Genomic DNA, 17,070 nt, shown 5'->3' with positions numbered 1-17,070 from the left:
TTCTGCCTTTAGTAATTAAAGGAGATTCTCATCCTTAACGATCTTTACAACACGGCTTGTTCCAAGTCTGTCAGCGCCAAGCTCCATGAATTTCTCAGCATCAGCAATGCTTCCGATTCCGCCTGCAGCCTTCATCTTTACATCAGGACCGATGTGCTTTGCGAAGAGCTCGATATCAGCAAAGGTAGCACCTGCTGTGGAGAAGCCTGTGGAAGTCTTGATATAGTCAGCCTTAGCTTCTGTAACAAGCTCGCACATCTTGATCTTCTCCTCATCTGTAAGGAGGCAGGTCTCGATGATAACCTTGAGAATGTTGTTTCCGCAAGCAGCCTTGATCTCTTTGATCTCGTTTAGAACATAGTCATAGTTCTTAGCTCTGAGCTCGCCGATATTGATTACCATATCGATTTCATCAGCGCCGTTTGCAAGGGCATCCTTGGTCTCAAATACCTTTGTAGCAGTTGTCATGTTTCCGTTAGGGAAACCGATAACTGTGCAAAGCTGTACCTTATCACCAACGTACTCTTTTGCACGAGCGATGTAGCAGGGAGGAATGCAGATAGATGCTGTGTTGTATTTGATAGCATCATCAGCGATCTCCTTGATCTGATCCCATGTAGCTTCCTGCTTTAAAAGTGTGTGGTCGCAGTGATTCAAAATTGTCTTAATATCCATTTTCTGATCCTTTCATTAATTGATTTTATATGTGCACCAATATGGAAAAATATCTTTTACGGATTATACAGTCCATTTTTTAAGGAGCTTATCCTTCACATCATCCGAAGTAAATGTCATATCTACTGAATCTTCATAGATTCTTCGAACAACATCTTCGTTTAATCCAAAGGCCTTATCAAGCTTTTTATACTCCTCAGTACAGGTGATGTTACTTACGGTTCTGTTATCTGTATTTAAAGATACCGGAATGCCATGCTCCATGAATTTAAGGATAGGACAGTCCTCTATACGTTGATATGCCTTTGTCTGAATATTGCTGGTAGGGCAGATTTCAGTACCAATCTTATTGCTTCCGCAAAACTTCATAAGGTCAGGGTCCTTGATCATGGCTATTCCATGACCGATACGTTTTGCGCCAAGATCGATGGCTCCTGTAATATTTGAAACGATACCTGTTTCGCCGCCATGTATTGTGTAAGGAAGACCTATCTCTTTTGCATATTTGAAGAGATCAGCATACATAGAGATTGGATAGGCTGCCTCATCACCTGCTATATCGCAGGCTACAACGCCGCTACCAAGCATTTCTCTTCCGATCTTAACGACGCTCTTATTAACATCTTCATCAAGGCCTCGCATGGTGCAGAGAATAATACCTGTCTCGATATCAAAATCACTTCTTGCACGGCTAAGACCCTTTTCTACAGACTCAATAATGTCTCTGAAGGACATGCCCTTAGATGTAGAGAAAGCAGGAGCAAAGCGAACCTCCAGATATTTAACGTTTTCTGCTGCAGCATTTTTTGCAAGAGCATAGGATGACTCTTCTATACCCTCGGCATCCTGAAGACAATGATTTGGAAGATCGAATCTTTTAAGGTATTCTGTAAGGCTCTCACAGGAATCCGGTACCTGCATAAGATCGGCAAGTTCGTCTGATTCATAGCTTTCACCTCGCTCTGCAAGGAGTATCCTTGTAGTCTGAAGATCAAGAGAACCATCCAGATGACAATGTAATTCGATTTTTGGTAATGATTTAAAATCCATTTTTACCTCACAGTATTTCTGCATTAGTAGTTTTCGAGAAAACTCATATTCCTGGGACCAAAGCCGAGAGGAAGAAGCTCTGCAAGCTTGTGGACCTCAGTCTCTTCGGGGTTATCTGTTCCAAGTACAACATCAAAGGTATTTGCATCAACAAATTCGTTTATTACCTGTCTGCAAACTCCGCAGGGAGCACAGATTGGAAGGTGTTCTGCATTGTCGGGGCCGCCGACGATGGCAATTGCTTTGAATTTTCTGACCCCTTCGCTTACAGCCTTAAAAATAGCTGTTCTCTCAGCACAGTTGCTGGGAGTGTAGGCTGCATTCTCTATATTGCAGCCGGTGTATACTTTATCATCTTCTGTCAAAAGAGCAGCACCTACTGCGTGGTGTGAGTAGGGAGTGTAGGCGAATTTTCTTGCCTCCAGCGCCTTTTCGACTAATTCATTATACGTCATATGATCATTTCCTTATTTGATTAGAATAATTACCGTGCCAGAAGCCTGAGGGGCTTGTGGCACGGATAAAATCAGACTGAATATTTAGCGTGATTTGATGTAAGGCTTACCATTTGCAGCAGGTGCATTTGCTCTTCCTACAAAGAGGATAAGAGCGATAATGGTTACCACATAAGGGATCATTGAGATCAGGTTGGGTGAAACCACGTTACCCTGGCTGGCAAGAGCCTTAATTCCGTTACATACACCAAATATAAGGCATCCCTTGAGAGCACCCTCAGGAGAGAACTTACCGAAGATAACAGCAGCGATAGCAATAAAGCCCTGTCCTACGATAACTGTAGGTCTAAACTGTGATACTGTAGCCAGTGTTACGAAAGCTCCGCCAAGACCTGCAAGGAATCCTGAAAGGATAACACAGATATATCTTACAAGATATACGTTGATACCAAGGGATTCGCAGGCTTCAGGATGTTCTCCGCAGGCACGAAGGTGTGCGCCGAATCTTGTCTTATAGAATACGAACCAGCAGATTCCTGCAACTACAAATACGAGATAAGCCATTGAGTAAACGTTAAGTACGTTACTTCCAAAGCTTCCTGCTGCAAACATGTTGTTGAACATCTTAGGCAGCTTTGATGCTGAATCGATAGCCGGTGTATCAGATGAGTTGTACAGTATCTTGCAGGTAAATACAGCAAGACCGGGGCCTATGAAGTTAATGGCTGTACCTGCGATAGTCTGATCTGCGTGATAGGAGATACATACTATTGCATGGATGAGTCCAAACAGCGCACCGGCAAGTCCGCCTACAAGGAAGGCTATGATGCCGTTATGTGTTGTAAGAGCAGTGATGGCGCCTACAACAGCACCTACTGTCATCATTCCTTCAATACCGATGTTTACAACGCCGCATCGCTCTGAGAAGCATGATCCAAGTGCTGCAAAAAGAAGCGGAGGTGTAGCTATAAGTGTTGCATTTATTAATAATCCGAGATTTTGAATAAGTATATTCATTATTTTGCCTCCTTCTTCTTAGAAAGATTTAAGAGCAATGCCTTAAATACATGAGCAATAGCTATGAAAATAACTACACAACCCATTATGATATTGATGATTTCTGAAGGAGCATTTATAAGTGTAAGCTTTGATCCGCCGTACTTCATTGCGCCGTAGAAGATACCTGAGAAGATAACTCCGATGGGGTTTGAACCACCGATAAGGGCAACAGTGATACCTTCAAATCCGTAGCCTTCCTGGCTGGCAAACTGTGCGAGACGTCCGCCCATACCCATGGTCTGAACGGCACCGCCAAGACCTGCAAGAGCACCGGAGATACCAAGTGCTGTAAGGATTGATTTATCAGAATCAATTCCTGCATACTGAGCTGCGAACTTGTTGAAACCAACGGCTTTAAGCTTGTAACCAAGAGTTGTCTTTTCAATGATTATCCAAACGACAACTGCGAGAACGATAGCAATGATGATACCTGCATTTGCTGCGGAGCATCCTGTAAGAGCGATTATGCTCTTAGGGAAAAGGAGTCTTGCAGATTCATGCAGATCCTTGGTTGCTTCACCGCCGCCTACCTTGTGCAGTATTTCTGTGTTAACTGCGTAGTTTGAAAGGTAGTATGCGATCCAGTTAAACATGATGAAGGAAAGTACTTCGTGGATCCCCTTTTTAACCTTCATGATTCCGCAGATCAGTGACCAGAGACAACCTGCTGCAGCTGCAGCTATAAGGCAGAGCGGAATGTGAATTACAGCAGGAAGATCAAGGAGTATTCCTATTACTGTTGCTGCAAGAGATCCAACAACGAACTGACCTTCGGCACCGATGTTAAATACACCAGTACGGAATGAGAAAGCAACTGACAATCCTGTAAGGATGATGGGGCTTGCATAGGTCAGTGTCCAGAACCAGTACTTGGGCTTACTAACAACGCTTGAGAGAAGCTTTGAATATGCTTCAATGGGGCTTATGTGTGCGATTGCAAGGAAGATTGCTCCGATAATAAAACCGATTATGATGGCAATGATAGTGTAAAGTACATTGCTTTGTAATATACCTTTTTTCTTATTCATGCTTTTTTCCTCCTGCCATCAAGAATCCAAGTTCCTTCTCGTCTGCTTCCTTACCATCGACGCTACCTGTGATCTTGCCGTCAAAGATAACTTCGATTCTGTCAGAAAGACTCATAATTTCATCAAGCTCGAATGAAACAAGTAAGATTGCGCGTCCCTTATTTCTCTGCTCTACGATGTATTTGTGTACAAACTCTATAGCGCCGACATCAAGTCCTCTTGTAGGATTTACCGCGATCAGCAGCTCCTTATCATTTGTAACCTCTCTTGCAATGATAACCTTCTGCTGGTTACCACCGGAGAGTGTACCTGCGGGCTTCTCTTCGGAACCGCGGGGTCTGATATCAAACTTATCCATAAGTCTGGTAGCCTGTTCGCGAATAGCTTTTCTGTTCAGGATACCCTTGCTGGAATAAGGCTCTTCTTCAAAATGCTGAAGGATCATGTTGTCCTCAATGGAGAAATCAAGCACAAGACCATGCTTTTGTCTGTCAGCCGGTATACTGGAAATACCCATATCGAATACTTCCTTGGGTGATCTGTTGTAAGCATCCTTTCCAAGCATTGTGATCTGTCCTGATTCAGCCTTTTTAAGACCTGTAAGGATCTCAACAAGCTCAGTCTGACCATTACCGTCGACACCGGCAAGACCGACAATCTCACCTTCTTTTACATTGATTGAAAGTCCCTTAAGGATCTCAACGCCTCTGTAATCTTTGGCATGGAGGTCTTTTACTTCAAGAGCAACAGCACCGGGTTCCTGTTCCTTTTTCTCAACGCGGAAATTAACTTCACGACCAACCATCATGGCTGCAAGGTCATTCTCACTTACATCACCGACTTTAACGGTATCAATGTATTTTCCCTGTCTGATAATAGTACAATTATCTGAGCAGGCCTTTATCTCTTTGAGCTTGTGGGTGATCAGGATGACACTCTTGCCATCAGCAGTAAGGTTTTGAATGATCTCCATAAGCTCATCAATTTCCTGAGGAGTAAGAGATGCTGTAGGCTCATCAAGAATAAGTGTATCCGCACCTCTGTAAAGAACCTTAAGAATTTCTACTCTCTGCTGCATACCAACAGAAATATCTTCAATCTTGGCATTAGGATCAACCTTCATGCCGTAGCGTTCAGATATCTCCACAACTTTCTGGTTTGCAAGCTTCTTATCGATGACGATACCTTTTTGGGGCTCAACGCCAAGAATGATATTTTCAGTAACGGTGAAGGGCTGAACCAGCATGAAGTGCTGATGCACCATACCGATACCAAGATCGATGGCATGACGGGGGCTGGAAATTTCTGTTTCCTTTCCGTTAACATAAATTGAACCGCTTGTGGGCTTATAGAGTCCGTAAAGGACATTCATAAGCGTACTTTTTCCGGCTCCGTTTTCCCCCAGAATAGCGTGAACTTCCCCCTTGTGTACCTTAAGATTGATGTGATCGTTAGCTGTAAAATCACCGAACTTTTTGACAATATCCTTCATTTCGATGACTACAGTATTTGGGTCCATATGGCTTGCCTTTTCCAATCCTAGTACCTCCTTCTTAAATGATTATTATGTCTTCATAACCCATGCCGGACAGCATGTTTTTATATTTTGACAGCTCGTCCTGCGTAGGAACTCGCATGTCTGAATATTCTTTTCTTACTCCCATAGGTCTGTAAGCAATTATCTTTATCCTGAATTTGTGGAGATTATAGAGGGGATAAAGAAATTCCCCTGTTTTTCTGACACTCTCTTCACAGTTGTATAAATCAGGCGCAATAACACATCTTACCTCGAAAAGCTTGCCGGTTTCCCCAAGGAACCGGGCATTTTCAAGAACCATATCGTTAGGGAAGCCGGTAACATACAGATGCTCATCAGATGAAAATGCCTTGATATCGAGCATTACGCCATCTGCAACCTCCATAAGTTCAGGATACTCTGAAAAGGGTATGGTCCCATTGCTGTCAATAAGAGTTCCGAGGCCTTCCTTTTTGGCAAGAGTAAATAATTCCCTGATAAATTCGGGCTGAAGCATACACTCACCGCCTGAAACAGTTATACCTCTGATAAAAGGAAGTTGTTTTCTTACAACTTCAAATACAGAATCCGGAGTCATACTGACAGCCTTTGGGGTGCTATCGTGGGGACATGTTTTGATGCAGGTATCACAGGATACGCATTTTGATGCATCAAATATGACCTTCCCTGAATCCATGGTAAGTGCACCTGCAGGACATTTTGATACGCATGCTCCGCAAGATATACATACCTTTCTGGTTTCAGGGTTGTGACAATATTTGCAGTTAATATTGCAACCCTGGAGAAATACGGCAGTGCGGTTACCCGGGCCGTCAACACTGCTGAAAGGTATTATTTTTGTAACAAGAGCTTCCATTATTATCTGACCTTTCGCTCTAAAATGTGGCCATTTTTAGAAGCGCCAAGTCCAAGAGCGGTTGTGTCCTGAATAACGGCATGCCCATTGTCGAGCTTGATCATCTCAGAGCGCTTAACAAGATAGCCTGTTACTCTGATTACATCGCTGTCGCTTGAATAGAATGACATATAGCGAAGATCCTTGGCAAAAGCACCCTTGATGATATCCATTACGTACTCAGGGTTGCGATGTACTGTAAGATCTATCGGGAATATGTCACCTGTTCCTGAAGGGAAGTACTTGTGGAACTTAGAGAGAACGTTAAGCTGATCAATAAGTTCTTCAGGCTCTTCACCTATCGGAATACGTGTACCCGGTGTGATATTCACATCCTCGGCAAGTCCTACCTGTGCATGGAGAAGGAAATGTCCGTCTGTGGCTTCACAATAAGGGTTAGTGTGATTGTTGTTAAAATCATTTATGATCTCCATGATCTCTACGCCAAGCTGATTTGCTGCGTCATCATGGCCATATCTTCCTGTTTTGCCTTCTTTTTCAAGGAGGAGATTAACAGCATCTGCAAGACCAACAAGACCAAACATTGCAGTGAACTTATCCCTGCTGATAAATCCTTCCTGAGCAAGGAAATTATTCTCGAAGAATCCGCTTTCCTCCACCTCAAACTTTATTCTGGCATCCATGTATTTTGCCATGACGTCCATTACATAGGGAAGCTTATTGGTCTTAAAGTCTTCGATAGAAGATGCTTTCTTGGCTATATTTCCAAGTACAAGACGGCAAAGGGTGTATGATCCGCCGCCAAGTAAAAGTCCGTTGTAGCAGCTTGCGATTACGTAATTCTCTGAAAGCTCGCTTGTAAACATCTTGTGATTTGCAAAGCTTGGCTTAGCGCAGGTAAGCGCACACTCAACAGCCTCCTTGAGATATTCATCGGTACTTACTGCTGCGTCATATTTAAGTGAAAGATTGGGAACAGCGTCCTCTAAAACCTTCTCAGCTTCAAAGATATAATGTGCTGTCCTTGAAGGCTTGGGTCCAATGTCTGCATGAGCAAAGGAATCAAGAACTGTTCTGTCCACATTAAGAAGAAACATCTTTATAAGCTTGGCAGCTGTTTCTTCGGGAACTGTATCAATAAAGGGCTCGAGAAGATCATCGAGCTGACCGAGATATACGGGATAATTTGTTACGCTGGGCACATGTTTGTAAAAGATAAGTAGAGTATTAAGTGCCTCGAAAAGATCCTTGGGTGCATCAAGGTTAAGATATTTGCAGCCCTCTTTCATAAGCTTTGAATAATCAGGTGTGATATAGCGGGGGCGAAGCGGTGCATGACCTTCTGAAAGATCACATATACATTTCTCATCGCCGGGAACATTTAATAATTCATCAAGTCCCTCGGGTAAATCCAGTACTTCCAAAAGAGAATCTGCCTTGTTGGCAAGACAGGTAACTTTCTGCTCGTGAGTAAGTTCTGCACTCTTAATAATATCAAGGATTTCTCCTCTTGTTTGTTCAACGCGTTCCATGGAAATAGGTCTCATGTTGCCTCCTTTATTTCCTTAAAAATACAAATTTATAGCTATTCAGGACCGGGTAAATGAATTTCAAAAATCAACCTGATTCTGAATAATTACAAATTCTCAAAAATACCGAACCAAGGCATAATCCCCCGGTTCGGTATCCTCATAATTATTATATCACTTTACGTGCCATAGGCAACGATTCGATAGTTATTAGTCTAACTCGTAAACGTCGCCGTAAGTAGCCTCGAACTCAGACTGAGATGAAGGAACCTTGATCTCACCGCTGATGATCTTAGCCTTAACGTCTTCTACCTTTGAGATAACATCATCTGAAAGAAGAGTTGTTGTAGGAGCGATGTCTACACCACCAACTGAAAGGTCGTAAACAACTTCGCCACCCTTGATTGTACCCTCAAGGAGACCCTTAACTGAATCATAAACAGATACGTCAACTCTCTTCATAGCTGAAGTGATAACTGTATCAGGTGCAAGGTAGTTCTGGTCAGAGTCAACACCGATAGCATAGATGCCGTCGCCAGCTTCCTGACAAGCCTCGATAACACCAAGACCTGTGCTTCCTGCTGCGTGGAAGATAACGTCTGCGCCGTTTGTGATCATCTGTGTAGCATCTGTCTTACCAATAGCTGAATCAGCAAAGCTGTTTGCGTTCATCTGCTGGATTGTGCAATCCGGGTTAGCATCGAGAACACCTGCTGCGTAACCATAACCAAAGAGGTGCATTGTCTCAGATGACATACCAAGAACGAAACCAACGTTGTTTGACTTTGTTGTAAGACCTGCAACATAACCTACAAGGTAAGAAGCCTGCTCCTGCTTGAAGGTAAGGCATGTAACGTTGTCAAGATCAGCGTTTGAAGAATCATCAATGATTGCGAACTTAACATCAGGATTAGCTGTAGCAGCTTCTCTTGTTGCATCTGCAAGCATGTAACCTACGCAGATAATAAGGTTGTAATCTTCATCGATGAAAGTCTCAATGTTGCTGGCGTAATCAGAGTCTGTGCTTGACTCAAGGTAGCTAACCTCTACACCAAACTCCTTCTGAGCCTGCTGAAGACCTTCCCATGCTGACTGGTTGAATGACTGGTCGTTAACACCACCAACGTCTGTTACAAGACCGATCTTGTAGCCTGTTCCGTCAAGAGCTGCTGCATCATCTGTAGCCTCTGCAGCTTCCTCTGTCTCCTCTGCTGTCTCTTCTGTTGTCTCTTCTGCAGCAACTTCCTCAGTTGCCTCTTCTGTTGTAGCCTCTTCAACTACTTCGCTTGCTGCTTCTGAAGCAGCTGTCTCAGCTGTGTTGTCTGATGATGAACCACCACAAGCAACAAGGCTGAATGTGAGTGATGCTGTAAGCATCATAGCAAGTAACTTTTTCATAATGCTTTTCTCCCTTTCTATAAAGCTATTACTTGGTCTATTGCGTAACTTTTCACGCAATCCATTTCATTATAATGGTTTTATCACATTTTAACAAGCCAAAACTATTATTCATAAAATGTCGTCTAAATGTGGACGAATTGTGATACAATTATAAGGTCTATACATACTTCTAATATGAGGAGGAAGTTTATGAAGAAAAAACAGCTATCTTTTGATAAGGAACTATTCAAGCGAAGTGTCTTATATAATGTAAAGACTCTTTACAGAAAAACAATCGAAGAAGCCACATCACAGGAGATTTTCCAGGCATCCGCTTACGCCATAAAGGATGCGATAGTGGATCACTGGATGTCCACACAGAAGGCAGCAAATGAGCAGGATCCCAAGATTGTTTATTACATGTCCATGGAGTTTTTGATGGGCCGTGCACTTGGAAACAATCTGATCAATTTGCAGGCATATAAGCCCGTTAAGGAAGCCCTTGATGAGCTTGGTGTTGATATCAATGTGATTGAGGATCAGGAACCGGATCCGGCGCTCGGTAACGGAGGTCTTGGAAGACTTGCAGCATGCTTCCTTGATTCTCTGGCATCCCTTGGATATATGGCTTACGGTTGTGGAATTCGTTATAAATATGGAATGTTTAAGCAGAAAATTAAGGATGGTTATCAGGTAGAAGTACCGGATAACTGGCTTGAAAACGGCAATCCTTTCGAGCTTAGACGTCCTGAGTATGCCAAGGAAGTAAAATTTGGCGGTTATGTTAATGCCTTTGTTGATGACAGAGGACGTACGATGTTCCGCCAGGAGGGTTATCAGTCAGTTCGTGCAATTCCCTATGACCTTCCGGTTGTAGGCTATGGTAACGGAGTAGTTGATACCCTTAGAATATGGGATGCAGAGCCCGTCACCTGCTTTGAGCTTGATTCTTTTGATAAGGGTGATTATCAGAAGGCTGTTGAACAGGAAAATCTTGCCAGTCAGCTTTGCGAAGTACTTTACCCTAACGATAATCACATTGCAGGAAAAGAGCTCAGACTTAAGCAGCAGTATTTCTTCATCTCTGCTTCTGTTCAGACGGCTCTCAAGAGATATCTTCGTCACCACGAGGATATCAGCAGATTTTATGAAAAGGCTGTTTTCCAGCTTAATGATACACACCCCACAGTTGCGGTTGCAGAGCTTATGAGACTTCTTATGGATGAGTATTATCTGCCATGGGATACTGCGTGGGATGTAACCATGAAAACCTGCTGCTACACTAACCACACAATTATGGCAGAGGCTCTTGAGAAGTGGCCCATCGATCTTTTCCAGAGACTGCTTCCCAGAATTTATCAGATCGTTGATGAGATCAACAGAAGATTCGTTGATCAGATCATGCGTCAGTACTCGAACCTTCCAAGCATTGATGTGCAGGATAAGATTCGCAGCATGGCGATCCTTTATGACAATCAGGTTAAAATGGCTCATCTTGCCATCGTTGGCGGTCATTCTGTTAACGGTGTTGCAAGACTGCATACTGAAATTCTTAAGAAGAGAGAGCTTAAGGATTTCTATGAGATGTATCCTGAGAAGTTTAATAACAAGACAAACGGCATTACCCAGAGACGTTTCCTTATGCATGCAAATCCGCTTCTGGCAGATTGGGTAACAGCTCATGTAGGTGACAGCTGGATTACAGATCTTTCTGTGATTTCCGGTCTTAAGGATATTGCAGGAGATAAGAAGGCTCAAAAGGAGTTCATGGATATTAAGCTGGCTAACAAGAAGCGTCTTGCGGCTTACATCAAGGAGCACAACGGAATTGATGTTGATCCCAAGTCAATTTTCGACTGTCAGGTTAAGAGACTTCATGAGTACAAGAGACAGTTCCTCAATATCCTGCATGTTATTTATATGTATGATCTTTTAAAGGCTCATCCCGATATGGAGTATACGCCAAAGACCTATATCTTTGGAGCGAAGGCAGCAGCCGGCTACCAGACAGCGAAGCTTACAATCAAGCTTATCAATTCTGTAGCTGATGTTGTAAATAACGACCCTTCAATAAATGGCAAGATCAAGGTTGTTTTCATAGAGGATTACAAGGTTTCAAATGCTGAGCTTATATTTGCTGCAGCTGATATCTCAGAGCAGATTTCCACAGCAAGTAAGGAAGCATCCGGAACCGGTAATATGAAGATGATGTTAAACGGAGCCATCACTCTTGGAACTCTTGATGGGGCAAACGTTGAAATGCTTGAGGAAGTAGGAAAAGATAACATGTTTATCTTTGGATTGACTTCTGATGAAGTAATCGCCTATGAGAAGAACGGTGGATATAATCCCGGAGATATCTACAACAAGGATCCTAATGTAAAGAGAACTCTGGATCGACTTGTGGATGGAACCTTCTCAAACGACAGAGAACTGTTCAGACCACTGTTTAATTCTCTTCTTAATACTATTAATTCAAACAAGGCTGACCAGTACTTCATATTGAAGGATTTCGAATCCTATATAGAGGCTCAGAGAAATATTTCAGAGACCTACAGAGATACGAAAAAGTGGGCTAAGATGGCAATTCTTAACACTGCATCCTGCGGAAAGTTCTCATCAGACAGAACAATACAGGAGTATGTGGATGAGATCTGGCACATCGACAAACTGGATATGAGTAAAGTCTGAAAAAAATCTGATACACAAGGCTGTGCACCGATGGTTTTCGGTGTACAGCTTCCTTTTTTTATACACAAATATGCAAGATTAAAGTATAATACCTTGGAGAAAGTGAATAATAATAGAGAAAAGTTACTAGAGAAAGGTGGGACGGGAATGATTAAGACTTATGACAGCGGTGCATATTTGATCGGCGGAGCAGAGCTTATCCCTGACAATGCAGATGCAGCCGCGGCGATTGCAGCAAAAACAGGCAAAGAAACAGATAAAGCTACAGCAAAAAAGAACACTATAGCTTATGGAATTCTTGAGAAGCATAACACATCAGGCAGTATGGACAAGCTTGAGATAAAGTTTGACAAGCTTACCAGCCATGATATTACTTATGTTGGTATTATTCAGACAGCCAGGGCTTCAGGGCTTGAGAAATTCCCGATTCCTTATGTTCTTACCAATTGCCACAACTCACTTTGTGCAGTAGGCGGAACAATAAATGAAGATGACCACATGTATGGTCTTACCGCTGCTCAGAAATACGGCGGAATATATGTGCCTCCTCATCAGGCAGTTATTCACCAGTTTGCACGAGAAATGCTTGCTACCTGTGGTGGCATGATCCTTGGTTCGGATTCTCACACCAGATACGGTGCCCTTGGTACCATGGCTATGGGTGAGGGCGGACCTGAGCTTGTTAAGCAGCTCCTTAATCAGACCTATGATATAAAAATGCCCGGCGTAGTGGCAATATATCTTAAGGGCGAGCCTATGCACGGTGTTGGTCCTCAGGACGTTGCGCTGGCCATCATTGGTAAGGTATTTGGTGACGGCTATGTAAAAAATAAGGTAATGGAGTTCGTAGGTCCGGGTGTTGCGTCTCTTTCGGCAGATTTCCGTATCGGAATCGACGTAATGACCACAGAAACCACATGCCTTTCTTCAATCTGGCAGACAGATGATGAGGTTAAGAACTTCTATGATACTCATGGCAGAGTCGGTGAGTATAAAGAATTAAAGCCGGGAGATGTGGCATATTATGACGGCGTTGTTGAGGTTGACTTAAGTACGATCAAGCCCATGATCGCAATGCCCTTCCATCCCAGCAATACCTATGAGATTGATGAGGTCAATGCAAATCTTTCAGATATCATTGCAGATGTAGAAAAGCGTGCAAAGGTAAGCTTTGGCGATAAGATTGAATATTCTCTTAAGGAAAAGATAAAAGACGGCAAATTCATGGTAGATCAGGGTGTGATAGCAGGCTGTGCCGGCGGTGGCTTCGAGAACATCTGCGCTGCTGCAGACATTCTTGAGGGCAGATTTACAGGTAATGACAGATTTACCTTGAGCGTATATCCTGCCTCAACACCTATTTTCATGGAGATAGTTAAAAACGGTGTTGCTGCCAAGATCCTTGAGACAGGGGCGATCCTTAAGACAGCATTCTGCGGTCCCTGCTTTGGTGCAGGAGATACACCTGCAAATAATGCATTCAGTATCCGCCATTCAACCAGAAACTTTCCCAACAGAGAGGGTTCCAAGGTTCAGAGCGGACAGATCGCATCAGTTGCACTTATGGATGCAAGGTCAATCGCTGCAACAGCAGCTAATCAGGGTGTTCTTACACCTGCTACTGCTTTTGACGGTAAATTCAATAAATACACATATCATTTTGATAAGGAAATATATGCAAACCGCGTATTTGATTCAAAGGGAAAAGCAGATGACAGCGTAGAGCTTCAGTTTGGTCCCAACATAAAGGATTGGCCCAAGATGACAGAGCTTACAGAGAATGTGCTTCTCCGTGTCGTTTCAGAGATTCATGATCCTGTTACCACAACTGATGAGCTTATTCCTTCAGGTGAGACCAGCTCCTACAGATCTAACCCTCAGGGCCTGGCTGAGTTCACTCTTTCAAGAAAGGATCCTGAATACGTTGGAAGGGCAAAGGCTGTATATGCCGAGGAATTAAAGAGACGTGAGGACGCTTCCTTTGACGCAATGACTCCTGAGACTGCCGCTGTAATTAAGGCTGTATTGGAAAAATATCCTGATGTTTCTGCAGCAAATACCGGAATCGGCTCAACTATTTTTGCTGTTAAGCCCGGAGATGGATCTGCCAGAGAGCAGGCTGCTTCATGTCAGAAGGTACTTGGCGGATGGGCTAACATTGCTAACGAGTATGCTACAAAGCGTTATCGTTCAAACCTTATCAACTGGGGTATGCTGCCGCTTCTCATTAAAGAGGGCGACCTTCCCTTCAAGAACCTTGATTATGTATTCCTTCCCGGAATCAGAAAGGCTGTTGAGGACAAGGCTGATACCATTAAGGCAGTGGCTGTTTCAGATGGAAAGCTTACAGAGTTCACCATGACTCTTGGCGATCTTACTGATAATGAGAGAGAGATTATCCTTGATGGATGTCTGATAAATTACAATCGCGCAGGAAAAAAATAATTCGCGCAGGATGTGAAATAGTATGAAGAAACAAATTGCGCTTTTTATGGCGCTGATTATGGGTGCATTTGCCTGCGGATGCGGGCAAAAGGCACCTGCAATAGAAAATGTAGTAAAGACAGAGCAGGTTGACATACAAAGCACACCTGCTCCAAATATTGTTTATGATGTACCTGCAGAGATTCCCAGCGCACTTGTTGATCAGAACGGGTACAGAACAGGTGCGGAAAAAGCCGTTGTATTTAAAGGCGAGAATCTTCCGGATGTTTTTTATATCTATAATCTTGATACGGATGATCTTGAATACACAGGTCAGATGCGGGGATCAGGAAGCTCCAGTGAGGAAAATGTAAAGATCGGATATTTCTCTGATCTTATAACAGACGGGAATTATTATATCTACACAGATATCATAGGAAGCTCCTTCAGCTTCAGAATTCAGAATGACCTGTATGATGATATTTGGAATAAAGCCTGCAAGACCTATTATATGAACAGATGCGGCACAAATCTTTCCGAGGAGTTTGCGGGAAGTGATGCACATTTGGCCTGTCATACAGCAGAGGCTCATCTGCAGGAGGATCCATCAAAAGCTATGGATGTTTCCGGCGGATGGCATCTTAATTCTCAGGCTGACAGAGATGTGGTTCAGGGCTGCAAAATTGCCCAGAATCTTCTTCTTGCCTACGAGATGAATCCCAAGGCTGTTACTGATGATACAGGTATTCCTGAAAGTGGAAATGGCATTCCTGATCTTCTTGATGAGGTAAAATATGAAATAGAATGGCTTATGAAGATGCAGGATGAGAGAACAGGCGGTGTTTATGGCTCTGCCCTTACCGTGAGAGACGAGAGTAAGGATCTTATGCAGGCTGAGGTGGAGGTTACACCTATTACCATGGAGGCTACCATCTGTTTCGCCACGCTTCTTGCAGATTTTAGTTACCAGTACCAAAGCTTTGATTCGGATTTTGCTACAGCCTGCCTTAAGTGTGCAGACAAAGCCTATAGCGTTTTTGTAAGTAATGAAAATGTTAAGGAAAGTTCCGCAGGATTTCATGCGGCAGCGCAGCTTTACAGAGCCACAGGCGCATCAAGCTATGAGCAGGTGCTGACCTCCTATTTCGGAAGAAGCGATTTTGACAGTCTTTTCAAAGAGGATGAAGAGGTTTTCCTTGGCGGAGTGACCTATATTTCCACAAGCCAGAAGGTAAATGTGGATGTGTGCGACAGGATAATGAAGCTTCTTATGAAAAAAGCATCGGCAATAGCAAGTGCTTCAAAGAACAGCGCATATCTTGTATCGGACGAAGAACACTCAGCGCTTTTGGATGATATGAGAACCATAACAATTACGGACCATATCATTTATAATTATGAATATACGACAATCATTGAGAATCATGCCCATTATCTGATGGGAAGAAATCCTGAAGCGGTTAATTATATAACTGACGATACGGAGAGAACCTACCTTGATACAGATGCAGGAATGGGTATTATGAATCAGCCTCTTCTCAATGCCAAATTTATATTCATGCTTAGCGTTATTAAGGAATAAGATTTATGAATACTGAGATAAACGGACTAAAAATAAATTATCGCGATGAGGGACAGGGACCGCTCCTTGTGATGCTTCATGGCTGGGGCTCCAACGTGGATCTTTTTGATGGTGTGATCAAATTTGCCGCCAAGAAATATCATGTAGTTGGAATGGATATGCCGGGGTTTGGAAAAAGTGATGAACCTGCAGAACCCTGGGAAGTATCAGATTTCGTAGATTTTGTAATAGCCTTTGTAAAAAAACTCTATCCTGATGAGAAGGAAGTAATTTTCCTTGGCCATTCAATGGGTGGAAGAGTTATCATCAAAATGATCGGAACAAAATCGGAGGATGAACTGGGCTTTAGGATTCCCAAAGTAATTCTAACGGACAGTGCGGGAATTAAGCCTATTCCTTCGGGGAAACAGAGCAGTAAGACAAAGCGCTATAAATTTTATAAGAGCATTCTTGTTAATACCGGCATTGCGAAGGCTTTTCCGGGCACCCTTGAGAGTCTCCAGAAAAAATTTGGTTCTGCAGATTATGCAGCGGCATCGCCCGTTATGCGAGCAAGTCTTGTAAAGGTTGTTAATGAGGATCTGCAGGAGTATATGCCTGCTCTTAAAATGCCTGTTCTTCTTATCTGGGGTGATCAGGATACTGCAACACCTTTGTCGGATGGACAGCAGATGGAAAAGCTTATGCCTGAAGCAGGGCTTGCGGTTATTCAGGGTGCAGGACATTATTCTTTCCTTGATAATCAGTACCTTTTTAACAAGATACTCGGAAGCTTTTTAAATGTGGATTTTTAAAAGGAAAATA

General features: G+C 43.0%; 13 protein-coding genes. 4 read left to right on the top strand and 9 right to left on the bottom strand.

The features are described from left to right. Positions 1 to 15: 15 nt before the first annotated feature. The 9 genes from deoC to G608_RS0112640 all read right to left on the bottom strand — a co-directional run bounded on the left by deoC (position 16) and on the right by G608_RS0112640 (position 9,587). The gene (deoC, locus tag G608_RS0112680) at positions 16 to 675 is read right to left on the bottom strand and encodes a deoxyribose-phosphate aldolase (protein WP_026496346.1); all 660 of its coding nucleotides are present in this window, start codon (positions 673 to 675) and stop codon (positions 16 to 18) included. Positions 676 to 738: 63 nt separating this feature from the next. Beyond that, on the bottom strand, positions 739 to 1,725 hold the full coding sequence (gene add, locus G608_RS21125) for an adenosine deaminase (protein WP_035795552.1): 987 nt from the start codon (positions 1,723 to 1,725) through the stop codon (positions 739 to 741). A 23-nt stretch (positions 1,726 to 1,748) separates the two neighbouring features. Then, positions 1,749 to 2,180, bottom strand: a complete 432-nt coding sequence (locus tag G608_RS0112670; protein WP_026496345.1) for a cytidine deaminase — start codon at positions 2,178 to 2,180, stop codon at positions 1,749 to 1,751. Between the two features lie 84 nt (positions 2,181 to 2,264). After that, entirely contained in the window at positions 2,265 to 3,197 is a 933-nt protein-coding gene (locus G608_RS0112665; protein ID WP_026496344.1) for an ABC transporter permease, read from the bottom strand. Continuing rightward, positions 3,197 to 4,267, bottom strand: a complete 1,071-nt coding sequence (locus tag G608_RS0112660) for an ABC transporter permease (protein WP_026496343.1) — start codon at positions 4,265 to 4,267, stop codon at positions 3,197 to 3,199. The genes G608_RS0112665 and G608_RS0112660 overlap by 1 nt, the downstream gene beginning before the upstream one ends. Further along, positions 4,260 to 5,786: an ABC transporter ATP-binding protein gene (locus tag G608_RS0112655; RefSeq protein ID WP_035795590.1), complete on the bottom strand. Its 1,527-nt coding sequence runs from the start codon at positions 5,784 to 5,786 to the stop codon at positions 4,260 to 4,262. The genes G608_RS0112660 and G608_RS0112655 overlap by 8 nt, the downstream gene beginning before the upstream one ends. 34 nt (positions 5,787 to 5,820) lie before the next feature. Continuing rightward, entirely contained in the window at positions 5,821 to 6,660 is an 840-nt protein-coding gene (locus G608_RS0112650) for a YjjW family glycine radical enzyme activase (RefSeq protein WP_026496341.1), read from the bottom strand. 2 nt (positions 6,661 to 6,662) lie between these two features. Beyond that, entirely contained in the window at positions 6,663 to 8,207 is a 1,545-nt protein-coding gene (locus G608_RS0112645) for a YjjI family glycine radical enzyme (RefSeq protein ID WP_035795550.1), read from the bottom strand. 192 nt (positions 8,208 to 8,399) lie between these two features. Beyond that, positions 8,400 to 9,587 (bottom strand): BMP family lipoprotein, encoded by a 1,188-nt coding sequence (locus G608_RS0112640; protein WP_081677422.1) that lies wholly within the window; start codon positions 9,585 to 9,587, stop codon positions 8,400 to 8,402. Positions 9,588 to 9,779: 192 nt separating this feature from the next. Here G608_RS0112640 and G608_RS0112635 point away from each other — a divergent pair, with 192 nt between their 5' ends. The 4 genes from G608_RS0112635 (at position 9,780) to G608_RS0112620 (ending at position 17,060) form a co-directional block, all read left to right on the top strand. Then, a complete protein-coding gene (locus tag G608_RS0112635) occupies positions 9,780 to 12,260 on the top strand; it encodes a glycogen/starch/alpha-glucan phosphorylase (RefSeq protein WP_026496338.1) in 2,481 nt (826 codons plus the stop codon). Positions 12,261 to 12,407: 147 nt separating this feature from the next. Beyond that, positions 12,408 to 14,705, top strand: a complete 2,298-nt coding sequence (locus G608_RS0112630; protein WP_026496337.1) for a hydratase — start codon at positions 12,408 to 12,410, stop codon at positions 14,703 to 14,705. A gap of 22 nt (positions 14,706 to 14,727) precedes the next feature. Then, positions 14,728 to 16,266: a glycoside hydrolase family 9 protein gene (locus G608_RS0112625; RefSeq protein WP_026496336.1), complete on the top strand. Its 1,539-nt coding sequence runs from the start codon at positions 14,728 to 14,730 to the stop codon at positions 16,264 to 16,266. A gap of 5 nt (positions 16,267 to 16,271) precedes the next feature. After that, the gene (locus G608_RS0112620; protein ID WP_026496335.1) at positions 16,272 to 17,060 is read left to right on the top strand and encodes an alpha/beta fold hydrolase; all 789 of its coding nucleotides are present in this window, start codon (positions 16,272 to 16,274) and stop codon (positions 17,058 to 17,060) included. The last annotated feature ends 10 nt before the right edge of the window (positions 17,061 to 17,070 follow it).

The organism is Butyrivibrio sp. WCD3002, assembly GCF_000424265.1.
Taxonomy (GTDB): Bacteria; Bacillota; Clostridia; order Lachnospirales; family Lachnospiraceae; genus Butyrivibrio.
Note: the sequence above shows the minus strand (reverse complement) of the source record. Positions and strands in the feature narration are given on the sequence as shown.